Origin of the sequence: Nonomuraea sp. NPDC050783 (assembly GCF_040802095.1) — a bacterium.
Lineage (GTDB): Bacteria > Actinomycetota > Actinomycetes > Streptosporangiales > Streptosporangiaceae > Nonomuraea.
This window is the reverse complement of sequence record NZ_JBFAHK010000016.1, coordinates 36101-57820: the sequence shown is the minus strand read 5'-3', so window position 1 is coordinate 57820 and position 21720 is coordinate 36101. Positions and strand designations below refer to the sequence as shown.

The window sequence follows — 21720 nt, the reverse complement described above, 5'->3', positions numbered from 1 at the left end:
CGGGCTAGAGTTCGGAGGCGTGACAGCGCGTATCGAGCGAGTGGTGACCGAGGGCGTCGTCGACCTCGACGGCACCGAGCACAAGGTCGAGAACAACACCTGGGTCATAGGCGACGACGACGAGGTGATCGTCATCGATCCGGCCCGCGACGCCGAGAAGATCATGGAGCAGGTGGGCGAGCGGGAGGTGCTGGCCGTCATCTGCACGGCGGGCCTGCCCGACCACGTCACCGCGGCCATCGAGGTGGCCAGCCGGGACGAGGCCGTCGTCGCCCTGCACCCCAAGGACAAGCCCCTGTGGCGGGAGACCTGGTCCGAGACCTGGCCCGACATCGACATGGAGGACGACGGCATCTTCGAGGTGGCCGACGTCCAGCTCGACGTCATGGAGACGCCGGGCGTCACCCCCGGCGGCGTGTCGCTCTACTGCGAGGCGCTCGGGGCCGTGTTCACCGGCAAGGCCCTGCAGGCCGACGGCCCCGGCAAGCTGGGCGGCGAATACCCGGCGCTGGCCGACCAGCTCACCTCGATCGGCGGGCGGCTGTTCACGCTGCCGCCGCAGACGCGGGTGCTGGCCGCCCACGGCGACGAGGTCACGGTCGGCGACCTGGAGCCGCACTTCGACGACTGGGTGTCCGGCTCGCTGACCAGGGCCGACACCGGCGGCGGCGAGGAGGGCGAGGGCTCGCTCACCGACGGCACCAGGATCTCCGGGATCAAGCTCGGCCCGGGCGACGAATAGTGCAGGGGCAGCTCCCGCTGGAGGACATGCCGCGGCGGCTCTACTCGTGCACGCCGTCGCGGCTGAACACCTGGCTCGACTGCCGGCGCCGCTACCGGTTCACCTACCTCGACCGGCCCCAGCCGTCCAAGGGGCCCGCCTGGGCGCACAACAGCGTCGGGGCGAGCGTGCACAACGCGCTGGCGGGTTGGTGGCGGGAGCCGTACGAGCGGCGCACGCCGCTGACGGCGGCGATCCTGCTCACCAACGGGTGGATCGGCGAGGGGTTCAGGGACGCCGAGCAGTCGGAGCGCTGGCTGTCGCGGGCCCGCGACCTCGTGTCCGGATATGTCGCGACTTTGGATCCGGCTGACGAGCCGGTCGGCGTCGAGCGCACGGTCGCCACCCGCACCAAGGTCATCGCCGTGTCCGGCCGCATCGACCGGCTCGACCGGCGCGGCGACGAGCTGGTCGTGGTCGACTACAAGACCGGCCGCCGCCCGCTCACCCAGGACGACGCCCGCGGCTCTCTCGCGCTGGCCGTCTACGCCGTGGCCGCCTCCAGCATGCTGCGTACCCCATGCCACACGGTCGAGCTGCACCACCTGCCCACCGGTGAGATCGTCCAGTGGCGGCACACCGACGAGTCCCTGGCCCGTCACCTGCGGCGGGCCGAGGAGATGGCGACCGAGGCCGCCGAGGCCGACGAGCGTTACCGCGCCGCCGTCGCCGGCCCCGCCACCGGCCGGGCGGCCAGGAGGGCGGGCTCGTCCACGGCGGGCTCCACGGCGGGTGCGCGGCCGTCCGTGGGGCCGGCGGCGGTGCCGCCCGAGATCGACGAGCTGTTCCCGCCCGACCCCGGCCCGATCTGCTCGTGGTGCGACTTCCGCCGCCACTGCCCCGAGGGCCAGATCGCCGCCCCCGACCGCAACCCCTGGGACGGCCTCGCCGAGTGACCCCTTGCGGCGGTCACGGGCTCTCCGACCGGCCCTTGCCGCCGCTCGGCCGCCCGGCGGGGGAGGGCCAGCGGCGGGGATCCGTCAAGCCCTTGTGCCCCTTGCTCACGTCGTAGCCGGCCGCGCCCAGCCGTTTCCTGGACGCCCGCAGCATCGCGCGGGTGGCCGGCATGAAGGCACGGTCGTGGACGGGCTCGGGCAGGGAGTTCATCGCCAGCCGGAACGCCCGCAGCGCCGCCGTGACCACGCCGTCGGGCACCTCGGGCAGCACCCCGTACATGCGCCTGGCCCAGCCCGGCAGGCTGTAGTAGCACAGCGCGCCGAACGGGAAGTAGGCCGGCTTGCCCGCCGCCAGCGCACCGAGCCCGTCCGGCAGCCGCGGCCACAGCAGGAAGCGCACGGTCGAGGCCGCCTCCGGGGTCACGCGCAGCGCGGGCCGTACCCGCTTGAAGTACGCCGCCATCTCGGCGCACGTGCCCGGCACGTCCTCGGGGTGCAGGCCGACGTAGGACGCGCTCCTGCGCTGCTCGGCCAGGTAGCGGTCGGCCTGGCGCTCGCTCAGCCCCAGCCCGCCGCGCCTGACCACCTCCAGGTACGACGACACCTCCGCGCAGTGCACCCACAGCAGCAGCTCGGGATCGTCCACCCGGTGGGTCCGGCCGGTGTCGGGGTCGCGCACGCGCAGGGCCTTGTGGATGGCCCGTACCCGCCGCCCGGCCTCGGCGGCCTCCTCCGGGCTGCCGAACGTCACCCGCCCCACGAAGTCGGCGGTGCGCCGCAGCCGCCCGAACGGGTCCTGCTGGAAGTTCGAGTTCTGCCAGACGCCGCGCATGGCCAGCGGGTGCAGCGCCTGCAACATGAGGCCGCGGACGCCGCCCACCCACATCGAGCGGTCGGTGTGCACCCGCCAGGTCGCGCTGCGGGGCGTCTGGACGACGATGTCTTCGATGCCCGTCATAGTTGAGGATGATCACATGCTGCTGGAGTACGTGTCCAAATAGTGCTTCTCGGCCTCGTTCCAGAACCTGACCAGCGCCGCCGCCGTCGTCTCCGGCGCCTCGACCGCAGGGGAGTGCACGGCGCCCGGCACGACCACGCACTCGGCGCCCAGCCGGGCGGCCATCTCCGACTGCGTCTCGGGGGACCAGCCGTCGTCGTCCTCGCCGTACAGGACGAGCGTGGGCACCTCGACCTGGCGCAGCTCGTCGGTGCGGTCACGCATGGTCAGCACCTGCTCGGCCATGCGCGACAGGCCGGTCGGCGAGTTGGCCAGCAGGCGCTCGCGCAGGAACGCCACGATGTCGTCGGGGACGTCGGCCGCCAGCGCCTCCGGCTCGAAGCGGTGGTGCCACACGTGCTCCAGCCCGAGCGCGGGCACCTCCTCCATGATCTTCCGGCCGTGGTGCGCCCGCCGGCCCTCGATGGCCGCCGGGCCTGACCCCATGAGGGTGAACGAGGCGAACCTCGTGCGGCCGTCGATGACCGCCTCGCGCGCCACCAGGCCGCCGAAGGAGTGGCCGACCAGGTGCACCGGATCGCCACCGCCGCCGATCACCTGGGCGAGCAGGTCGAGATCGGCGCCGAGCGCCGCGCACGTGTACGCCTCGGGGTCGTCGGGGCCGGGGGTCTCGTACTGGCCGCGCAGGTCCACCGCCACCACCCGGCGGCCGGACTGGGCGAGGGTCATCAGGACCGCGATGAAGTCCTCCTTGCTGCCCGTCAGGCCGGGGACGAGGAGCGCGGGCCAGCGCTCAACCACACCACTGCCGGGAAGCGCCTCCAGGACCGCGAACGTGCCCTGTGGCGTCTCGATCTTCTGTGGTGTGACGCCAGGAGGCAGGTCGAGGAATCGCGGCGTACTCACGTGGGGCAACAATACCCAGAGGTCAGCGCCTCGACACCGGCATGGCCGTTACGCTGGTGCGAGTTAGAAGGAGATGCGGCAAATGCCCACCCACACTCCGCCGACAAACACCCCACCCCCTTGCCCGCTCCCACCCCCAACCACCCCGAAACCCACCCACGCACCCCACTCCCGGCGCATGTGACAACCCGCCCCCTCCCCCCCGCGACGACCGCACCCCAGCAAGGCACCAGGGACGCGCAAGGCGCAGGAACGTGAAGCCCGCGGGGCGTGAAGCCCGTGGGGCGGAGGCCGTGGAAACGCCAAGTCCTGCGGGGACGCGGAGGTCACACCCCCCAGCAAGGCACTAGAGACGCCCAAGGCACGAGAACGCGAAGCCACGAGGGTGCGAAGCCGCGAGGACGGGAGGCCGTGAGCACGGGAGGCGGCGGGGAGGGGAGGCCGTGGGGAAGCAAAGTGCACGAGGGCGCGAAGCCTGCGGGACGTGAGGTCCACGGGGGGTGCGGAGGGCCCAGGGGGCGGAGGCTCGGGAATGCGGAAGGCGCGCGCCTCGCGGGTGCGGGGCGCGCGCCTTGCTGCGGTGAGGCGCGGGTGGTGTCAGCCGGCGCGACGGCGGTTGCCACCGCCGCCACCGCTGCCACCGCCACGGGGCTGGCGGCGCTGCTGCTTGCGCTCGCTGGCGGCGGACGGCGCGATGTCGTCGTCGTCCGAAGCCAGGTCCGGCGACTGGAAGATCACCGTGAACGGGTTCGGCGGGATGATCCGCTCGGGCTCCCTGCGCACCGGGGCGGGAGGCGGCGAGGCGAGGAAGCTCGGCTCCGGCACGGCCTGCGCCACCGGCGTCTCCCGCTCGGTCACTGGCGCCCGCCGCTCAGCGATCGGCGCCTGCCGCTGCGTCGCCGGGGCCTCCACCGAGGTTCCGCCGGCGATGTCACCGGAGACGTCGGCGGCGAGATCGCCGTTGACGTCGGCGGGGGAGGAGACGGCGGCCTTGCGGGAGCGGGTCCTCCTCGCGGGAGCCGCCGGCGCGGCCGGGGACTCCTGGGCGGCCGGGGACTCCGTCACGATCGGGAGCTCCTGGACGACCGGGGACTCACCGGCCACGGCAGACTCACGAACCGTCCGGGACTCCGGAACGGCCGGGGACTCCGGCGCTCCGGCGAGGGCCTGCTCGATCGCCGTCGAGGCCGCCCCCCTCCGCGTACGGACCCGCCGCGGCTCCGCGGCCGCGGCAGCGGCCTTGATCTCGTCCGGAGAGACGATCGCGGAAGTCTCCTCCGCCTGGGCATCCACGAGCTCGACCTCCGAGGTCTCGACGGGTGCGGTGGTCTCGGCCAGCTCCTTGCCACCACGGGTACGGCGGCGCTGGCGCGACGTACGGGCAGGACGCTGCTCGCGGTCGCGGTCGCGGTCACGGTCGTGGTCGCGATCCTCGCGGCGGCGGCCGCCGCGCCCGCGGGTCCTGCCGGTCTCGCCGAGATCCTCCAGGTGCTCCGCGGACAGCCCGGCACGCGAGCGGCTCGCGTGCGGCAGGACGCCCTTGGTGCCCTCGGGGATGTCGAGCTCGGCGTAGACGTGCGGTGAGGTGGAGTAGGTCTCCTCCGGCTCGGCGAAGGCGAGCCCGAGCATGTTGTTGATCATCTTCCAGCGGGTCAGCTCTTCCCACTCCACGAAGGTGACGGCGATGCCCGTGCGCCCGGCCCGGCCGGTACGGCCGATGCGGTGCACGTACGCCTTGTCCTCCGTGGGGCAGTCGTAGTTGACCACGTGGGTGACGTCGTCGATGTCGATGCCGCGGGCCGCCACGTCGGTGGCCACGAGCACGTCGATCTTGCCGTTGCGGAACGCCCGCAGCGCCTGCTCGCGCTGGCCCTGGCCGAGGTCGCCGTGCACGGCCGCGACCGCGAAGCCGCGCGTGTCGAGCTGCTCGGCGACCATGTCGCAGGCCCGCTTGGTCTCGCAGAAGACCATCGTGAGCCCGCGGCCCCTGGCCTGGAGCAGCCGCGCCACGATCTCGATCTTGTCCATGCGGTGGACGCGCCAGACGAGCTGGCGGACCTGCGGCGTGGTCTCGCCCTCGCCGCTCTCGTGCTCGGCGCGGATGTGTGTGGGACGGTTCAGGTACTTGCGCGACAGCGCGACGATCTCGCCCGGCATCGTCGCCGAGAACAACATCGTCTGCCGCTGCGCGGGGATCAGGCTGAAGATCCGTTCCACGTCGGGCAGGAAGCCCAGGTCGAGCATGCGGTCGGCCTCGTCCAGCACGAGCGAGGTGACCTGGCTCAGGTCGAGGTACTTCTGCTTGACCAGGTCGAGGAGCCGGCCGGGCGTGCCGACGATGACGTCGACGCCCGCCTTGAGCGCCTCGACCTGCGGCTCGTACGCCCGGCCGCCGTAAACGGTCAGCACCCGGGAGCCGAGTTTGCCCGCGGCGGTCACGAGGTCCTCGCTGACCTGCACGGCCAGCTCGCGGGTCGGTACGACGACCAGCCCGCGGGGCTTCTTGCGGTTCTTGCGCGGCTTGCCGATGCTCTGCAGCATGGCGATGCCGAACGCGTAGGTCTTGCCCGTGCCGGTGCGTGCCTGACCGATGAGGTCCTGGCCGCCCAGCGCGAGCGGGAGCGCCATCTCCTGGATGGGGAATGGCGACACGATGCCCTCGGTCTCGAGGGCGTCGGCGATTTCTGGTGTGACTCCGAGGTCTCGGAAAGTCGTCAGCGTGGCCTGCCTCAGTCTCAAATGAAGGCGGGCCTGCCGGGACCGACGGGCGGATGGTCACCCCGTGTCGTGGGTCCTCGCGGTAGAGCCAGCCCTCTCGCGTCATCAGCGACCGCGGCCTCCTGGGAGTGGAGGCATCCGGAGGAGGAAACCCCCGAAGATACACACTGCGGTCGCACTTTCACAGAGCAGTGTACTCGATACCACAACGTTGGCCGAGCTTACGTATGTTCCCGAAGTTTCTCCGAAGTACGCTGCCTCCATGAAGCAGTCTCCAGGAGTCGTCGACCTGCTCGGTGTGCTGGCGTACGCGGAACTCAGCGCCTTCGCCAGGATGACCGAGGACGCGGCCACGCTGGCGCCCTCGCTGGCCGACCGCGCGGCCCTGAGCGAGCTGGCCGTCACCGAGTACGCCCACTTCCGCCTGCTGCGCGACCGCCTCACCGAGCTGGGCGCCGACCCGGACGCGGCGATGGCCCCGTTCGTGGCGGCGCTGGACGCCTGGCACGCCCAGACCCGCCCGGCCGACTGGCTGCAGGCGCTGGTCAAGACGTACGTGGGCGACGGCATCGCGAACGACTTCTACCGCGAGGCGGCCCGGCACCTCGACCCGTCGGTGGCCAAGCTGGTGGACGAGGTGCTGGTGGACGAGGTCCGCTCGCGGTTCGCGGTCGAGCGGGTGCGGGCCGGGATCGAGGCGGACCCGACGGCCGCGGCGCGGCTGGCGCTGTGGGCGCGGCGGCTCGTGGGCGAGGCGCTGAGCCAGGCCCAGCAGGTGGCGACGGCGCGGCCGGAGCTGGCGCTGTCGCTGGTCGAGGCGGGGGGCGGGCAGGCCGGCCTCTCCCGCCTGTTCGCCACGTTGACGGAGGAGCACAACAAGCGGATGGCCGCCCTGGGCATCTGAGTGCGCGGTTGGGCGGCGCGGGGGCGGCCAACGGTTGTACCGTGCCAGCATGAGGGCCTCGCGCCGCTACCGCGGTTCCTTGACCAGATGTGGGCCGAATCGCTGGACCTCACGTGCCGTACTACGGCGGGAAAGCCTCCGCTGCCCGGCCACCACCCAGCCCGGGCACCAGGCACCCTCCCGTCACCGCCCGCCGCCGGGCTGCCACTTCACCACCCGCCACCTCTGACCCGCCCAGCAGGCAGGCCGGCCAGGCCCGGGACGGACCCGGCCAGGCCCGGGGCGGACCCGGGAGGGGTACGGCGGCGAGCCGTACCCCCGCCCGGCACCCCGGAGCGAGGCCCTGAGGCCCTGGACGCCCTAGAGGGTGCCGCCGAAGCCCACCGGCCTCGCCTCGTCCTCGCCGATCTCGACGAACCCGAGCGAGGCCATCGGCACCACCACGCGCCGCCCCTTCACGTCGGTGATCGCGAAGACGCCACGATCGACGGACAGTGCCTTCCTGATCTCCTCCTCGACCTGCTCGGCGGAGAGGTCGGTCTCGACAACGAGTTCGCGGTGTACGGACCGTACGCCGATCTTGACTTCCATCGTGGCTCCCTAGTCGACGGGCTGGCTCATCTCCATCGTGGCCGCTGGGGACCACCGGAAACGTGAATGATCGCGCCGAGCGAACGGGTTATGCCGTACGCGGAAAACCGCTGATGCCGCGCCACGCGAGCCGCGCCATGAGTTGCTCGGCTGCGTCCTTGGGGATCGAGCCGTGCGTGGTCACCCAGTAGCGGGCGCTCACCTCGGCCATGCCGACCAGCCCGACGCCCAGCAGGTGGGCCTCGTCGCTGGTGCAGCCGGTGTCCTCCTGGATGAGGGCGCTGACCATCTCGGCGCACTCGCGCAGGGACCGCTCGACGCGCTGCCGCACCGGGGCGACGTTGCGCAGGTCGGACTCGAAGACGAGGCGGAAGGCCTCGCCCTGGGTGGAGACGAAGTCGAAGAACGCCTGGAAGGTGGCCTGCACGCGTAGTTTGTTCTCGTTGGTGGAGGCCAGCGCCTCGCGGCAACGGTTGACCATGTCGTCGACGTGCAGGTCGAGCAGCGCCAGATAGAGCTCCAGCTTGCCCGGGAAGTGCTGATAGAGCACGGGCTTGCTGACCCCTGCCCGGTCGGCGATCTCGTCCATGGCGGCCGCGTGGTAGCCGTTCTCCACGAAGACTTCCTGCGCGGCGCTCAGAAGCTGCCGGCGGCGGGCGAGTCGGGGCAGCCGGGTGCCCCGGGGCTTGGCGTCCGGGGTTGCGGTCACGCGGATCTCCATTGGTCTCTCAGCGGGTCGTTCGGACATCCTACGGGCGAGTAGGCGAGTCGTCCTGCCTGCGAGCAGGCAGCACGCGGGAAAGGGCCGCGCCCGCGGTGCCTCCGGCGCGGGCGCCGGCCCTCGCCGGCGCTCGTCACCGGTATTCGTCGTCGTCGAGGTCCACGATGCGGTCCTGCTCGGCCGCGTCGGCGGGGTTGACGTCCAGCGGCAGCTCGCGCCGCGGCACGGTGGTGCCGTGGTGGACGTCGCGCTGCTGCTCGGCCGCGTCGGCCTCGGGCGCCTCGATCGACAGCTCGGTGGTGTCGTCCTCGTAGGAGTCCTCGTCCCCGCGAATGTCCATTTCCGACATCTTTTGGTCCCCCTCTAGGTGTGGACGGATCCAGACTACGCCCGGCCGAAAAGGTCGCCGCGCTTCTCCACTCTGGAGAGCACGTCGGGCGCGGTGAACACCAGGTCCTGCGGGCGCTCACAGGACTCCACCTCTTTCCAGGTGAGCGGTGTCGACACCGTCGGCCGCGCCCGGGCCCGCAGCGAGTACGGGGCCACGGTGGTCTTCGCCGGGCTGTTCTGGTCCCAGTCGATGAAGATCTTCCCAGGTCTGGCGGTCTTGGTCATGACGCTGACGACCCGCTTCGGGTGGTGTTTCTCCAGGAGCCTGGCCAGCCTCCTGGCGTACTCGGAGGGCTCCTCGCGGCCGTCCCAGTGCGCGTAGAGCTGCATGCCCTTGCTGCCGCTGGTCTTCGCCCAGGAGTCGAGCCCCTCGGACCTCAGCACCTCGCGCAGGGCCAGCGCGATCTCGCAGCACTCGACGATCGTGGCCGGCGGCCCGGGGTCCAGGTCGAACACGATCAGGTCCGGCGGCAGCACCCGGCCGTCGTCGTCCACGCGCCACTGGGGGACGTGCAGCTCCAGCGCGGCGAGGTTGGCGTAGTAGACGAGGGTGGGCAGGTTGTCCACGACGGCGAAGTCGATGCTCTCGCGGTTCTTGGTGCTGCCGGGGACGGGCAGGTTGATCCGCCTGATCCACTCGGGGGCGCGCCTGGAGACGCTCTTCTCGAAGAAGAAATGGCCGTCCACGCCGTGGGGATAACGCTTGACGGTGAGCGGACGGCCCGTCAGGTGCGGCAGCAGGACGGGGGCGATCCGGCTGTAGTAGTCGATGACCTCGGCCTTGGTGAAGCCGTAGTCCGGATAGAGCTCCTTGTCCAGGTTGCTCACTAGCAGCTCGCGCTCGTCCACCTTGACGGCGACCTTCTTGGCCACGGCGGCACCTCCCTTCCCTCCGCCACGCTCACAGGGTCACCTCCGAAGGGAGCTTGTCCGCCCGCAGGCCGCGCCACACCGGATGGCGCAGCCGCCGGTCGTCCGTCCACATCGTGTAGGCCACCTCCCCGACCAGATCCGGCCTAACCCACCGATTTCGCCACGGCACCTGGTTGGCGAACGGGCTGCGCGGGATCTCCATCGGCCGCAACATCCGGTAGAGGTCGTCGAGCAGGACGTCGGTGAAGCCGGTGCCGACGTGGCCCACGTACGTCAGCCCCGCCTCGGTGAACATCCCCATCACCAGCGACCCGATCCCGCCCTCCCTGCGGCCCTTGCCCGGCTTCCAGCCGCCGATGACGACCTCCGTGGTGGCGACGTTCTTGACCTTGATCCACCACGGCGCCCGCGTGCCCGGCCGGTAGGGGGAGTCCAGCCGCTTGGCGATCACGCCTTCCAGCCCCTGCTCGGACGTGGCCGCCAGCAGGTCGGAGTCACCGGGGAAGTACGGCGGCGCCCCCACGTCCAGCTCGTCGAGCAGCGCCCGCCGGTCCCGGTACGGCAGGTCGAGCAGCGGGATCCCGTCCAGGTGGAGCAGGTCGAACGGCATGTACGCGACGGGGTACAGCCTCAGCGCGAGCGGGTCGGGATCGCTCAGGTGCATCCGGTGCTGCAACCGCACGAAGCTCGGCCGCCCGCGCGCGTCGAGCGCCACGATCTCGCCGTCGAGGACCGCGTTCTTGACCCCGAATCCGGAGATCTCCGGATAGCGCCGCGTGTAGTCCACTCCGTGCCGGCCCGTCACCCGCGGCCCGCCGTCACCGAGGTGGACGACGGCCCGGATGCCATCCCACTTGACCTCCAGGCCGTAACTCTCGCGATCGGAAGGGAGTGCCCCAGGTACGGCAAGCATGGGTTCGATCGGGTATGGCATTGGTTGCCCCATGCCGGGTATGTGCCCATCGGCGAACGGTTGAGAGCTTGAGGAGTGGTGCATGCGCAGCATCTGGAAGGGTGCGATCTCCTTCGGCCTGGTCACGGTCCCCATCAAGCTCTACTCCGCCACGGAGCAGAAGGACGTCTCGTTCCACCAGGTGCACCGCGAGGACGGCGGGCGCATCCGCTACAAGCGCGTGTGCCAGACGGACGGCGAGGAGATCCCCTACACCGACGTCGCCAAGGGCTACGAGCTGGACTCCGGCGAGATGGTCGTCCTCACCGACGAGGACTTCGAGGACCTGCCGCTGAGCACGTCCCACCGGATCGACGTCCTGCAGTTCAGCCCGGCCGACCAGATCGACCCCATCTACTTCTCCAAGGCGTACTACCTGGAGCCCGACGAGGAGGGGGCGAAGCCGTACGTGCTGCTGCGCGACGCCCTGGAGAGCTCGGGCCAGGTGGCCGTGGTGAAGGTGGCGCTGCGCCAGCGCGAGTCGCTGGCCACGCTACGCGTGCGCGAGGGCGTCTTCGTCCTGGAGACCATGCTCTGGCCGGACGAGATCCGCACGCCCGACTTCGAGTTCCTGGACGAGGACATCGAGGTGCGCCCCCAGGAGCTCAAGATGGCCGAGTCCCTGATCAACACGATGGTGGCGGACTTCGACCCGAGCGAGTACCACGACGCCTACCGCGAGGCGCTCCAGCAGGTCATCGAGGCGAAGGTCGAGGGCAAGGAGGTCGTCGCCGCGCCCGAGAAGGAGGAGGCTGGCCCGGCCGTGGACCTGATGGCGGCGCTGCGGGCCAGCGTCGAGGCGGCCAAGCGCGAGCGCGAGAGCGCCTCGGCCACGTCGAGGAAGACCGCCTCCACGGGGACGAAGGACACCAAAGCGGGCACCGCCAAGGAGCGGAAGGAACGCAAGCCGGCCACCAAGCGCGGCCCGCGCAAGTCCGCCTGACCCGCCCGGCCCCTCCCGGCTCCCACCCCTGCCCGGGGCATCCTGGTGCCGCAAGGCTGCCGAAATGGGGCATATCGGGATAGTTCATGTGATTTCAAATCATAAGCCTGTAATGCAAGTAATTCTCCTCCTAGAGCGAAGCAAAATGGGGTGATTGCTGTTTGTATGCCCCGGTGTCGGAAATGACATTTACCGGATGGCTCATCGACGGCCATCCAAGTCATTCCTCCGGAAAGCTAGGAAGAATGGCGTACGGGGCAATCGATCCTTTAGGGGGAAAACGCTATGCCCAAGCTCAAGAGCCTCATGGCGGGTCTCGCCATCAGCACGGCGATGACCGGCGCCGCGGTCACCATGGGGGCCACGGCCGCCAGCGCCGGCGCCGGCACCCAGGCCGGTGTGGGGACCTCCGTCGTGGCCGGCTGGGGCTGCCACCGGTACCGCTGCGGGGGCTGGGGCCGTCACCACAGGCTGCGGGTCAAGGTCAAGGTCCACAACTACAACTACAACCGTAACTACGGCTACGACAAGGACGACGTCGAGACCACGGACTGATCCGGTCGCGTGCTGACGGCAGAAGGATGAACGCCCGTTGACGGCGGGCCCCTTACTTCCCGTCTCCACGGCGATCCTTCCGAGGGCTCCGCTGGCAACCGGCCAGGGAGCCCTCTCCTTTTGCGCACGCGGGGACGCCGCGCACGCGGAAGTGCCCGTGCTCACCTCGTGAGCACGGGCACCCGCGGGTGCGGCCCGGAGTTCATCGTCTGGCGGAACTCCTGCGGGGTGGTTCAGCCCCTGGCCGCGTCCCGGTCATCGCCGCGTCGCGGTCACTTGCTCTCGCCGTTGACGTTGACGTTCCTGTTGACGATGACGATCCGGACCCCGTCGCCGTGGCCGTGGCCGTGCCGCCAGCCGCCCCAGCCGTGGCGGTGCCAGCCGCCCCAGCCGTGACGGTGCCGGTGCCAGCCCCAGCCGCCGCCCCAGCCCCAGCCGCCGCAACGACGGCGGGCGTGGCAGCCCCATCCGGTCAGGACGGAGGTCTGGGCGCCGGCCTGGGTGGCGGCACTGGCACTGGCCGTCGTGGTGGCCGCGCCCGCGGCGACGACGCCCCCGGTCATCGCCGTGCCGATGGCGAGACCCGCGAAGATACTTCTGAGCTTGGGCATTGCGTTCCCCCCTAAGGATCGATTGCCCCGTTCCGCCGTATCCTTTCGGCCTTTTCGGAAAGCTTCGGAATAAGGCGGGAGATGACCGGGATGAACCCGGTCATCCGCACTCTTCATATAACCGGCTCTAACCGCTACAAACCGGAATTGTCCGCTTTTGCCCGATCGTGACGAAGTGGTCCAGGAAAACGACGAGGGCCCCGCCGGCTGTCGGCCGGCGGGGCCCTCGGGTGAATTGCCGTAGAGACGAAGAGAGAGGGATTTCCCTCAGGACCGGTCCGCGCGTTCACGCGCGGACCGCCCCCGAGAACCCGTGATCCCGCCACCGCCGTCCGCCGCCATGAGCGGCTTTCCCGGCCGGATGTGAATGACGAGCCTCGCCCCTTGCGCCATCAGTTCACAGCGATGTCGTTAGTCGTCGCTGCCGTTGGCGCTGTCACCGTTGATGTTGCGGTTGTGGTTGCGGATGACGATGCAGATCTCCCCGCGGTGGTGGCGGTGGCGGCGGCCCCAGCCGCCCCAGCCCCAGCCGCCGCCCCAGCCGTGGTGGCCACGGCGGCAGCTGTGGTGGCGGCGGTGGTGACCGCCCCAGCCGTTACCCCAGTCGCCGTCCCAGTTGTCGCCGGTGGAGACGGAAGGGCGGGAGGTGACCGGGGTGGCGCTGGCGGCCGTGGTCCCCATGGTGACCGCGGCGCCGGTCATCGCCGTGCTGATGGCGAGACCCGCCATAAGGCTCTTGAGCTTGGGCATTGCGTTTTCCCCCTAAAGGATCGAGTGCCCCGTTCTAGACGTTTCCGGGTACCTGAAAAATGTCTTTGGACGGCTGCAGACGAGTCATCCGGTGAAAGTCATTTCCGGGGGTGCGGGCGGGCAAACAGGAATCGCCCTATTTTGCTGTGTATTAACAATCCTATTGCTTGGATTAAACATTTATCCCACGAAATGACATGAAATGTCCGATTTGCACCTGCGCTGCGAGGCGGGTGGTGCGAGAGAACGCGGGTTCCGCGGGCCGACCGGCCGTGGAATTGTGCCCCTGCCGCCAATGGGGATGAACAGAATTCCGCACCGGCGGGCGCCGGTGCGGAAATGGTCCCATTCCTTTATGGCGGCATCGTCTTCTCCATTAACCGCGAAGACGTGAATGCGCGCGCCCGACAATAAGCTCAGTCCGCCCTGTGACCATAGGTAGCGGTCCTGTCACTGTCTGTGGCACTGGCTGTCATGTTTCCGCTCGCGAGCCGCATAAACGACGTTCATCGGCTTTTTACCGATCTCTTGGACAAGTCCGGATGACTCGGGCCGCTAGCGCCGGCCGACCTTCCTCAGGTAGCGCGCGAAGGCGAACCCCCGACGGTCGGCGTCCACCCCGCGGACCCTGCGCCACTGGCCGAACTTCCGGCAGCTTCCCCACGTGACGTCCCCCGGGTACAGCTTGTCCCTGATCCGCCCTCCTGGCGCGGCCCGGACGTTCAGCCTGGTCCTGACGTGCCTGACCCGGTACTTGCAGCGCGCCCGCCCGGCCGCGGCCACTGCGGCGACCGGGGCGGCGGCGACCGGGGCGGCGATCGGGGCGGCGACCGCGCTCGCCGGCTCGGCCGGGCCGGTGGCGGCGAGCGTGCTTCCCGCGAGGAGTGCGGCCACCACGACCGCGAGGATGCGCCTGGTAACCATGAGGTAGCCCCCTGTCACTGCTTGAGACATACGCACGCTGTGTCCTGGAAGGCCGGGTAAAAACCGTTCTGACCCATTCCAGGCCCCTTCTAGGCGGGATGGTTATCGTTGAGGGAACGCACCGCGGCGTTCGAGAAGGGACGAGGAGGACGCATGGTTGCGGAGCCGACCCCGCACTGGCCGGGACGCATGATCGGCTCGGTGCACGTCCGGTCCACCCCCGAGGGGCCGGCCGGGCAGGCGGTCTTCGTGCACGGCCTGGCCGGCTCGGCCACGAACTGGACCGACCTGATGGACGAGCTCAAGGACACCGTCCGGGGCCACGCCCTGGACCTGCCGGGCGCGGGCTACTCGCCGGCCCCCGCCGACGGCGACTACACGGTGGCGGCGCACGCCAGAGCCGTCATCGGCCTGCTGGAGGAGACCGGCCCGGCCCACCTGTTCGGCAACTCGCTGGGCGGCGCGGTCGCCGTACGGGTCGCCGCGAGCCGCCCCGACCTGGTGCGCACGCTCACGCTGATCTCGCCGGCCCTGCCCGACCTGTTCCCGCGCTACGGCCCCGTCCGGGTGGCCGCCGCCGCGATCCCCGTGCTGGGGGAGTGGGTGGCGAGCAAGCTGCAACTGCTCCCCGCCGAGCAGCGCATCACCGCCTCCATGGCCATGGTCTGGGCCGACATGAACGCGGTCCACCCGCTGCGCCTGCGCGACGCCATCGACGAGCTGCGCCGCCGCGACGACCTCCCGCACGCCGGCCCGGCCATGATCGGCTCGGCCCGCGGCATCGTGGCCGAGTACTTCCGCCGCGGCCAGGACAACCTCTGGCGCCAGGCCGCCGAGGTCCGGGCGCCCACGCTGATCCTGCACGGCCGGCACGACCGGCTGGTCCGCCCGGCCATGGCGCGCAAGGCGTGGCACACGTTCCGCAACGTCAGGATCGTGCTGCTGCCGACGGCGGGCCATGTCGCGATGATGGAGATGCCGCAGGTCGTGGCGGCCGAAGCACGCCGTCTGATCGGTGAGACTCGATTGGGGAATGCCCCACTGCCCGGCTAGGTTTCACAGTGAGATGAGACCCCCTGAAAACGGGAGCGTATGAAGTGTCGTTGCCACCGCTGGTCGAGCCGGCCGACGAGCTGACCGTCGACGAAGTGCGCCGCTACTCGCGCCACCTGATCATTCCCGATGTGGGCATGGCCGGGCAGAAGCGGCTGAAGAACGCCAAGGTGCTGTGTGTCGGCGCCGGGGGCCTGGGCTCGCCCGCGCTGCTGTACCTCGCGGCGGCGGGCGTCGGCACCCTCGGCATCATCGACTTCGACGTGGTCGATGAGTCCAACCTGCAGCGCCAGGTCATCCACGGCCAGTCCGACGTGGGCCGGCCCAAGGCCGAGAGCGCCGCCGCCTCGGTCCGCGAGATCAACCCCCTCGTCAACGTCGTGATCCACAACACGGCGCTGACCACCGAGAACGTGATGGAGATCTTCTCCGGCTACGACCTCATCGTCGACGGCACCGACAACTTCGCCACGCGCTACATGGTGAACGACGCCGCGGTGCTGCTCGGCAAGCCGTACGTCTGGGGCTCGATCTACCGCTTCGACGGCCAGGCGAGCGTCTTCTGGGCCGAGCACGGGCCGTGCTACCGCTGCCTCTACCCCGAGCCCCCGCCTCCCGGCATGGTGCCGTCGTGCGCCGAGGGCGGCGTGCTCGGCGTGCTGTGCGCGTCGATCGGCTCCATCCAGGTCAACGAGGCCATCAAGCTGCTGACCGGCATCGGCGAGCCGCTGGTCGGCCGGCTGATGATCTACGACGCCCTGGAGATGAAGTACCGCGACGTCAAGGTCCGCAAGGACCCCGAGTGCGTCCTGTGCGGCAAGAACCCGTCGGTCACGCAGCTCCTCGACGACTACGAGGCGTTCTGCGGCGCGATCTCCGACGAGGCCGCCGAGGCCGCCAGCGGCTCCACCATCACCGCCCAGGAGCTCAAGGACATGCAGGACCGCGGGGACAACATCTTCCTCGTGGACGTCCGCGAGCCCAACGAGTACGAGATCGTCTCCATCCCCGGCGCCACGCTGATCCCCAAGGGCGAGTTCCTCAACGGCTCGGCCCTGGAGAAGCTGCCGCAGGACAAGCGCATCGTGCTGCACTGCAAGTCGGGCGCGCGCTCGGCCGAGGCACTGGCGATCGTCAAGAACGCCGGCTTCTCCGACGCCGTGCACGTCGGCGGCGGCGTGCTGAGCTGGGTCAAGACGATCGACCCCAGCCTGCCCAGCTATTAGGCATTTCTGCGGGGTGTTCCCGTGACGCCTGGTTAAGGTCGATGGCGTGAACGCGTCCCGACCCTGGCCCGTCCTCGTGGCGGCCTCCGCGCTGACCCTGGTCTGCGCGGTGGCCGCCGGGATCGCGGGCAGCGCGGCGGCCACCGAGCTGACGCGCGGCCCCACGGCCGCCGAGCTGCGCGCCGCCGCCGCGCGGGAGGTCGCCGAGCGCTGGCGTTCCTGGCCCGCCGGGTGGATCTTCCCGGCCACGCTGCCGTACGCCGCCGAGCAGGGCGGCAGGGAGCGCGCCGGCCGCGTCGGCATCTCGCCCGACACCTCCTGCGAGCACGTGGACCCCGGGGCGGCCGAGGCCCTGCGCCGGGCCGGCTGCCGCGCGCTGCTGCGCGCCACCTACATCGACGCCCTGCGGGGCGTGCTCGTCACCGTCGGCGTGGCGGCCCTGCCCGACGAGCCGCGCGCCGTCCGCGCCAGGGCGGCCTTCCCCGAGGGCGGCAAGCCCGTGCCGGGGCTGCGCCCGCTGGCCTTCCCCGGCACCGTCGCCGAGCGCTTCACGCCTGCCGTCCGCCAGGCGGGATCGGTCCGCCAGGCGGGGCCGTACCTGGTGCTGACCACGGCCGGCGAGGTGGACGGGCGGCCGGGGAGCGCGGTCGCCGAGCCCCGCCCGGCCGTGTTCGCCTTCGCCGCCGAGCTGGCCGAGCAGGTCCTCCTCGCGCTGAGCACGCCCGCCGTGCCCGACTGCGGGGGTGAGCGATGGCGGTGCTGAGAGCGGTCGTCGCCGCCGGCATGGTGCTGCTGGCGGCGCCGCCCGCGGGCGCCGACGACGTGCGCGGCGGGCAGCGGCAGGTCATCACGACGCTGGAGCTGCCGCGGGCGTGGCGGACCAGCAAGGGCGCCGGGGTCACCGTGGCCGTGCTCGACTCCGGCGTGGACCCCGCCCACCGCGACCTGACCGGCTCGGTGCGGGTGGGCCGCGACTTCACCGCGGGCGCCAACCCGCCCGGCGTGCCCCCGCGCAGGCTGCACGGCACGTACATGGCCTCGCTGATCGCCGGGCACGGCCACGGGCCGGACGGGAAACGGGGGATCATCGGTGTCGCGCCCGAGGCGGACGTACTGTCGGTAAGGGTGATCCTGGAGGAGGAGGAGCCGGGCTTCCGGGAGTTCAACACCGCCGAGCGCTTCGAGGACGTGGTGGCCCGCGGCATCAGGTACGCGGTCGACGAGGGGGCGGACGTGATCAACATGTCGATCTCCAAGGAGCTGGCGACCCCGGCGGAGCGCGCGGCCGTGCGCTACGCGATCTCCAAGGGCGTCGTGCTCGTGGCCGCGGCCGGCAACGACGGCGACCGGAAGAGCCGCGGCGACTACGCCCCCTACTCCTACCCGGCGGCCTTCCCCGGCGTGGTCGCGGTGGGGGCCACCGACCGGCGGCTGCGCCGGGCGGCGTTCTCGAACTGGAACTCCTCGGTGCAGGTGGCCGCGCCCGGCGTGGACATCATGGGCGCCGGCCCCGGCGGCGCGTACTGGGTGGGCAAGGGCACCTCGCAGGCGGCCGCGCTGGTGTCCGGCATCGCCGCCCTCATCAGGTCGAGACATCCGGGCATGTCGCCGCCGCTGGTCGCGCAGGCCCTCACCGCGAGCGCCCGCGACCGCCCGCCCGGTGGCTACGACACCTCCACCGGCTTCGGCGTCGTCAACGCCGCCCGGGCCCTGTCCGCGGCCGCCCGCCTGGCCGGGCACACCGAGGTCGCCACCGGCGCCGCGGTCCAGGACCCGGCCCGCCCCCTGTCCGGCGGCCGGGCCGGGCCCATCAGGGTGGTGGTGCGGGACGAGCGCCGCGTCGCCGCGTACGCGGCCGTCGCGGCGGCGGCGGGCGCGGGTGCGATCGTGTCCCTGAGCGCCATATTGCTCCTGGTCAGACGGGTACGCCGGGCACCCCGGCCCCCAACACGCATGATCTCCCCACTTACGGGGACGAAATAGACACGAAGCGAACCTGGGAACGAGGCGGTGGTGAAGGCACGTAGGACCACGTCAGGGCTGCCGCGCGCCGGAGGGGACGCCGCACCGGGACGCAAGAACCCGCTGGGCGCCACCACCGGCCGCAGATCGCGGGTGCGCTCCTGGCCGGCCGCCGACGGCCGCAGGCGGGCGGACGCCGCCAGGCAGCGCGCCGAGCTGCTGGCGCTCCAGCAGGGCATCCGGTACCGGCGCATCTTCGTGGCGCTGCTCGGCGTCATCATCGCCGTGTCCGTGGCCGTCGTGCTCCTCGGCACCATCGGCCTGTTCAACGAGACCCGCTCCCGCCCGCTCACCCCTGCCGAGCAGAACCAGTACAAGCAGGAGGAGATCGCCCGGCGCTGGCAGGCGTGGCCGATGACCGGCGTCTTCCCCGACGAGGTCAAGTACCTCGGCCTCGACCGCGCCCAGCAGTACGCCAGGCGCGTCGGCATCGCCCCCGAGACCGAGTGCGCCAAGGGCGTGGACGCCGCCGTCGCCGACGTGCTGCGCAGCCACGGCTGCGTCACCATGCTGCGGGCCACGTACATGGACCAGACCGCCTCGTTCGTCTTCACGGTCGGCGTGGCCGTGCTCAAGGACGAGACCGCCCGGGTGTCGGCCGCCGAGGAGCTGACCCAGGACGACCGCGTGGGTGTGCTGCCCGTGGCCTTCCCCGGCACGGTGAGCGAGCGCTTCGGCCCCGAGCAGCGGCAGCGTACGAGCTGGGTCGCCGCGGGGCCGTACATCGTCTTCTCCACCGGCGGCTACGCCGACGGGCGCACCAGGGCCGCGATCCCGCCCGAGGAGATCCTGCACCCCGAGCTGTGGCCGGCGGGCAAGTCCATCGGCAACCAGATCGCCTACTTCCTCGCGGATCCCCCCAAGGTTCCGCCCTGCACCCAGGGGAACGTGTGCTGACCGTCGCCGTCCGCGCGCTCGCGGCCGTCACGGTGGCGCTGTCCGGCCAGAGCGCCGCCGCGCCGCCGGTCAGGGACCAGCAGCAGTGGGTGCTGGACGCGCTCAACGTCGAGCAGGCCTGGACCGTCACCAAGGGCGCCGGCGTCACCGTCGCCGTCGTGGACAGCGGCGTGGACACCGGGATCAAGGAGCTGAAGGGGCGCGTCACCGTGGGCCCCGACATGACCTCCGGCACCACCACGCGCGCCGTGCCGCCCGGCCGGCACGGCACCGCGATGGCGGCGCTGATCGCCGGCTCCGGCGCCGGTGACGGCCTGGTCGGCGTGGCGCCCGAGGCCCGCATCCTGTCGCTGCCGATGGCGGTGGACGACGAGCCGGTGATCGGCGTGCCGCCCGAGCCGGAGGCGGCGATCGCCGCGGAGAGCCCGCTGGCCCGCGCCCTGCGGTACGCGGCCAACCACGGCGCGCAGGTCGTCAGCATGTCGATCGGCTCCTACGGGCCGCTCAAGTCCGAGCGGGAGGCGGTCTCGTACGCGCTGGGCAAGGGCGTCGTGCTGGTCGCCGCCGTGGGCAACGACGGCCAGACCCAGTACGCCAAGGAGAAGGGCACCTCCTACTGGAGCTTCCCGGCCGGCTACCCGGGCGTCATCGGCGTGGCGGCCACCGACAAGCAGGGCCGCCGGGCCGCCTTCAGCAGCGACAACCTGTCGGTGCTGGTGGCCGCGCCCGGCGTCGGCGTGCCGGTCGTCAAGCGCAAGGGCGGCTACGAGCTGTCGGAGGGCACCAGCTCGGCGGCCGCGCTGGTGTCGGGGGTGGCCGCGCTGGTCAAGTCCCGCCATCCCGGGTTGCGGCCCGAGCAGGTGTCCCAGGCGCTGGCGGCCGGCGCGCGCGGCCGGCCCGCCGCCGGCTACGACGACCAGATCGGCTTCGGCGTGGTGGACGCCGCCGCCGCGCTCAACGCCGCCGCCACGATGGCCGCCGCCCGCGGCGGCGTGACCGATCCCGGCGCCGGCGAGCACTTCGGCACCGGCGAGGCGCCCGTGCCCGAGCGGCCGGGCCCCGACCCGCTGCGGCTGTGGTTGTACGGCGGGGGCACGCTTGTGGCGCTCATCACCTTCTGCGGCGCGATCGTGGTGCTGAATCAGCGCAGGGAGTCGTGAAAGATCCGCTATGGTCCCCCGTCATGGGATACGAGCTGCGAGTGGTGCGCGAGTCGCCACTCGCCTTCGCGGAGTTGGCGAAGGCCATCGCGCCGGCCGGTTTCGAGCTGCGCGCGTCCGACGAGATCGTCACCGGCCACGCCGGTGGCACCTACCAGGTGGGCCGCTGGGACGGCCAGGTGGTCGGCGAGCCCGGCTCCGACTGGCAGGTGGCGCAGCTGCTCAGGCTGTCGGCCGCGCTCGGCGCCCGGCTCGTGGGTGAGGACGGCGAGGTCTACACGCTGCGCGACGGCGTCATGGAGGTCGAGTCGGGCGGCGGCGTGACCGAGCTCGGCAAGTTCGAGGAGGCCATCGACGCGGGCCCGGCGGCGTGGACGCCCTGACCCCCTTCGCCGAGCAGGTGCTCGACCTGGTCGAGCGCATCCCGCCCGGCAAGGTGATGGCCTACGGCGACATCGCCGAATACCTCGGCGAGGGCGGCCCCCGCCAGGTCGGCAAGGTGATGTCCGTCTGGGGCGGCGGCGTGCCCTGGTGGCGGGTGGTGCACGCGGACGGCAGCGGCGCCGCCCCCGACCACCTGCGCGAATGCCTGGTCCACTGGCGCGAGGAGGGCACCCCGCTGCGCGGCGAGCGCGTGGACATGCGCCTGGCCCGCTGGGACGGCGGCCCCGCCGAACGCGAGCGGCCTTCAGCGAAGTTTCAGTAAGGGGTCTGACCTGCGGATTCCCTGATCGGGCGAATCTATGACAGGTGACGCCCATTACCATGGGCAGAACACTGATGGCGGCCCGAAAGGCGGTGCCTCCCCTATGGCCACCGGCGTCACAGCCCAGAGCCAGGGCGGCGACCCCCTCGCCGACCGCCTCAAGGCTGTCCAAGATCTTTGCGA

General features: G+C 71.4%; 24 protein-coding genes. 13 read left to right on the top strand and 11 right to left on the bottom strand.

Annotated features, from left to right (window positions below):
• Positions 1-19 precede the first annotated feature (19 nt).
• Together AB0H75_RS34180 and AB0H75_RS34175 are read left to right on the top strand one after the other, a co-directional pair.
• The gene (locus AB0H75_RS34180) at positions 20-742 is read left to right on the top strand and encodes an MBL fold metallo-hydrolase (protein WP_367803650.1); all 723 of its coding nucleotides are present in this window, start codon (positions 20-22) and stop codon (positions 740-742) included.
• Positions 742-1677, top strand: coding sequence for a RecB family exonuclease (locus tag AB0H75_RS34175; RefSeq protein WP_367803648.1), 936 nt, complete (start codon positions 742-744; stop codon positions 1675-1677). The genes AB0H75_RS34180 and AB0H75_RS34175 overlap by 1 nt, the downstream gene beginning before the upstream one ends.
• Before the next feature lie 13 nt (positions 1678-1690).
• On the opposite strand, the gene AB0H75_RS34170 is transcribed toward AB0H75_RS34175, so the two are convergent.
• The 3 genes from AB0H75_RS34170 to AB0H75_RS34160 form a co-directional block, all read right to left on the bottom strand.
• Positions 1691-2635, bottom strand: a complete 945-nt coding sequence (locus AB0H75_RS34170) for an oxygenase MpaB family protein (protein WP_367803646.1) — start codon at positions 2633-2635, stop codon at positions 1691-1693.
• Between the two features lie 12 nt (positions 2636-2647).
• Positions 2648-3541, bottom strand: a complete 894-nt coding sequence (locus tag AB0H75_RS34165; RefSeq protein ID WP_367803644.1) for an alpha/beta fold hydrolase — start codon at positions 3539-3541, stop codon at positions 2648-2650.
• 597 nt (positions 3542-4138) lie between these two features.
• Positions 4139-6193 (bottom strand): DEAD/DEAH box helicase, encoded by a 2055-nt coding sequence (locus AB0H75_RS34160; protein WP_367803642.1) that lies wholly within the window; start codon positions 6191-6193, stop codon positions 4139-4141.
• A 328-nt stretch (positions 6194-6521) separates the two neighbouring features.
• Between AB0H75_RS34160 and AB0H75_RS34155 the strand changes: the two genes are divergently transcribed.
• Positions 6522-7163: a ferritin-like fold-containing protein gene (locus AB0H75_RS34155; protein ID WP_367803640.1), complete on the top strand. Its 642-nt coding sequence runs from the start codon at positions 6522-6524 to the stop codon at positions 7161-7163.
• Between the two features lie 360 nt (positions 7164-7523).
• On the opposite strand, the gene AB0H75_RS34150 is transcribed toward AB0H75_RS34155, so the two are convergent.
• The 5 genes from AB0H75_RS34150 to ligD (AB0H75_RS34130) form a co-directional block, all read right to left on the bottom strand.
• Positions 7524-7754 (bottom strand): DUF3107 domain-containing protein, encoded by a 231-nt coding sequence (locus AB0H75_RS34150; protein WP_367803638.1) that lies wholly within the window; start codon positions 7752-7754, stop codon positions 7524-7526.
• 88 nt (positions 7755-7842) lie between these two features.
• Positions 7843-8463, bottom strand: a complete 621-nt coding sequence (locus AB0H75_RS34145; RefSeq protein ID WP_367803636.1) for a TetR/AcrR family transcriptional regulator — start codon at positions 8461-8463, stop codon at positions 7843-7845.
• 145 nt (positions 8464-8608) lie between these two features.
• A complete protein-coding gene (locus AB0H75_RS34140; RefSeq protein WP_367803634.1) occupies positions 8609-8815 on the bottom strand; it encodes a hypothetical protein in 207 nt (68 codons plus the stop codon).
• Between the two features lie 44 nt (positions 8816-8859).
• Positions 8860-9738 carry a non-homologous end-joining DNA ligase gene (ligD, locus tag AB0H75_RS34135; RefSeq protein ID WP_367803632.1) on the bottom strand — a complete coding sequence of 293 codons (879 nt, stop codon included), beginning with the start codon at positions 9736-9738 and terminating at the stop codon, positions 8860-8862.
• Between the two features lie 28 nt (positions 9739-9766).
• Positions 9767-10651 carry a non-homologous end-joining DNA ligase gene (gene ligD / locus AB0H75_RS34130; protein WP_367803630.1) on the bottom strand — a complete coding sequence of 295 codons (885 nt, stop codon included), beginning with the start codon at positions 10649-10651 and terminating at the stop codon, positions 9767-9769.
• A gap of 82 nt (positions 10652-10733) precedes the next feature.
• Between ligD (AB0H75_RS34130) and AB0H75_RS34125 the strand changes: the two genes are divergently transcribed.
• Both AB0H75_RS34125 and AB0H75_RS34120 read left to right on the top strand, forming a co-directional pair.
• Positions 10734-11633 carry a Ku protein gene (locus AB0H75_RS34125; RefSeq protein WP_367803628.1) on the top strand — a complete coding sequence of 300 codons (900 nt, stop codon included), beginning with the start codon at positions 10734-10736 and terminating at the stop codon, positions 11631-11633.
• A gap of 285 nt (positions 11634-11918) precedes the next feature.
• Positions 11919-12188, top strand: a complete 270-nt coding sequence (locus AB0H75_RS34120; RefSeq protein WP_367803626.1) for a hypothetical protein — start codon at positions 11919-11921, stop codon at positions 12186-12188.
• Between the two features lie 272 nt (positions 12189-12460).
• Here the strand turns inward: AB0H75_RS34120 and AB0H75_RS34115 are convergent, their stop codons facing one another.
• The 3 genes from AB0H75_RS34115 to AB0H75_RS34105 all read right to left on the bottom strand — a co-directional run bounded on the left by AB0H75_RS34115 (position 12461) and on the right by AB0H75_RS34105 (position 14473).
• The gene (locus AB0H75_RS34115) at positions 12461-12799 is read right to left on the bottom strand and encodes a hypothetical protein (protein WP_367803624.1); all 339 of its coding nucleotides are present in this window, start codon (positions 12797-12799) and stop codon (positions 12461-12463) included.
• 411 nt (positions 12800-13210) lie between these two features.
• Positions 13211-13549: a hypothetical protein gene (locus AB0H75_RS34110; protein WP_367803621.1), complete on the bottom strand. Its 339-nt coding sequence runs from the start codon at positions 13547-13549 to the stop codon at positions 13211-13213.
• Between the two features lie 555 nt (positions 13550-14104).
• The gene (locus AB0H75_RS34105) at positions 14105-14473 is read right to left on the bottom strand and encodes a hypothetical protein (protein WP_367803619.1); all 369 of its coding nucleotides are present in this window, start codon (positions 14471-14473) and stop codon (positions 14105-14107) included.
• Positions 14474-14626: 153 nt separating this feature from the next.
• On the opposite strand from AB0H75_RS34105, the gene AB0H75_RS34100 reads away from it, so the two are divergent.
• From AB0H75_RS34100 to AB0H75_RS34065, 8 genes are read left to right on the top strand one after another with little or no spacing between them, the layout of a single operon-like run.
• Positions 14627-15526, top strand: coding sequence for an alpha/beta hydrolase (locus AB0H75_RS34100; protein WP_367803617.1), 900 nt, complete (start codon positions 14627-14629; stop codon positions 15524-15526).
• Between the two features lie 44 nt (positions 15527-15570).
• Positions 15571-16752 (top strand): adenylyltransferase/sulfurtransferase MoeZ, encoded by a 1182-nt coding sequence (gene moeZ, locus AB0H75_RS34095; protein WP_367803615.1) that lies wholly within the window; start codon positions 15571-15573, stop codon positions 16750-16752.
• Positions 16753-16798: 46 nt separating this feature from the next.
• Positions 16799-17515: a hypothetical protein gene (locus tag AB0H75_RS34090; RefSeq protein ID WP_367803613.1), complete on the top strand. Its 717-nt coding sequence runs from the start codon at positions 16799-16801 to the stop codon at positions 17513-17515.
• Positions 17503-18735 carry a S8 family serine peptidase gene (locus AB0H75_RS34085; RefSeq protein WP_367803611.1) on the top strand — a complete coding sequence of 411 codons (1233 nt, stop codon included), beginning with the start codon at positions 17503-17505 and terminating at the stop codon, positions 18733-18735. Before AB0H75_RS34090 ends, AB0H75_RS34085 begins: the two co-directional genes overlap by 13 nt.
• Positions 18736-18765: 30 nt before the next feature.
• Positions 18766-19671 (top strand): hypothetical protein, encoded by a 906-nt coding sequence (locus AB0H75_RS34080; protein WP_367803609.1) that lies wholly within the window; start codon positions 18766-18768, stop codon positions 19669-19671.
• On the top strand, positions 19665-20831 hold the full coding sequence (locus tag AB0H75_RS34075; RefSeq protein ID WP_367803607.1) for a S8 family serine peptidase: 1167 nt from the start codon (positions 19665-19667) through the stop codon (positions 20829-20831). Before AB0H75_RS34080 ends, AB0H75_RS34075 begins: the two co-directional genes overlap by 7 nt.
• A 23-nt stretch (positions 20832-20854) precedes the next feature.
• A complete protein-coding gene (locus AB0H75_RS34070; protein WP_367803605.1) occupies positions 20855-21214 on the top strand; it encodes a hypothetical protein in 360 nt (119 codons plus the stop codon).
• The gene (locus AB0H75_RS34065; RefSeq protein ID WP_367803603.1) at positions 21202-21537 is read left to right on the top strand and encodes an MGMT family protein; all 336 of its coding nucleotides are present in this window, start codon (positions 21202-21204) and stop codon (positions 21535-21537) included. The genes AB0H75_RS34070 and AB0H75_RS34065 overlap by 13 nt, the downstream gene beginning before the upstream one ends.
• Positions 21538-21720 lie beyond the last annotated feature (183 nt).

What these genes read in the sequence shown, in the direction of transcription:
- AB0H75_RS34120 (WP_367803626.1), top strand. Translation starts at nt 11,919, where the DNA reads ATGCCCAAGCTCAAGAGCCTCATGGCGGGTCTCGCCATCAGCACGGCG.
- AB0H75_RS34125 (WP_367803628.1), top strand. Translation starts at nt 10,734, where the DNA reads ATGCGCAGCATCTGGAAGGGTGCGATCTCCTTCGGCCTGGTCACGGTC.
- AB0H75_RS34155 (WP_367803640.1), top strand. Translation starts at nt 6,522, where the DNA reads ATGAAGCAGTCTCCAGGAGTCGTCGACCTGCTCGGTGTGCTGGCGTAC.
- AB0H75_RS34115 (WP_367803624.1), bottom strand. Translation starts at nt 12,799, where the DNA reads ATGCCCAAGCTCAGAAGTATCTTCGCGGGTCTCGCCATCGGCACGGCG.
- AB0H75_RS34150 (WP_367803638.1), bottom strand. Translation starts at nt 7,754, where the DNA reads ATGGAAGTCAAGATCGGCGTACGGTCCGTACACCGCGAACTCGTTGTC.
- AB0H75_RS34070 (WP_367803605.1), top strand. Translation starts at nt 20,855, where the DNA reads ATGGGATACGAGCTGCGAGTGGTGCGCGAGTCGCCACTCGCCTTCGCG.
- AB0H75_RS34105 (WP_367803619.1), bottom strand. Translation starts at nt 14,473, where the DNA reads ATGGTTACCAGGCGCATCCTCGCGGTCGTGGTGGCCGCACTCCTCGCG.
- ligD (WP_367803630.1), bottom strand. Translation starts at nt 10,651, where the DNA reads ATGCTTGCCGTACCTGGGGCACTCCCTTCCGATCGCGAGAGTTACGGC.
- AB0H75_RS34110 (WP_367803621.1), bottom strand. Translation starts at nt 13,549, where the DNA reads ATGCCCAAGCTCAAGAGCCTTATGGCGGGTCTCGCCATCAGCACGGCG.
- AB0H75_RS34085 (WP_367803611.1), top strand. Translation starts at nt 17,503, where the DNA reads ATGGCGGTGCTGAGAGCGGTCGTCGCCGCCGGCATGGTGCTGCTGGCG.
- AB0H75_RS34100 (WP_367803617.1), top strand. Translation starts at nt 14,627, where the DNA reads ATGGTTGCGGAGCCGACCCCGCACTGGCCGGGACGCATGATCGGCTCG.
- AB0H75_RS34170 (WP_367803646.1), bottom strand. Translation starts at nt 2,635, where the DNA reads ATGACGGGCATCGAAGACATCGTCGTCCAGACGCCCCGCAGCGCGACC.
- AB0H75_RS34140 (WP_367803634.1), bottom strand. Translation starts at nt 8,815, where the DNA reads ATGGACATTCGCGGGGACGAGGACTCCTACGAGGACGACACCACCGAG.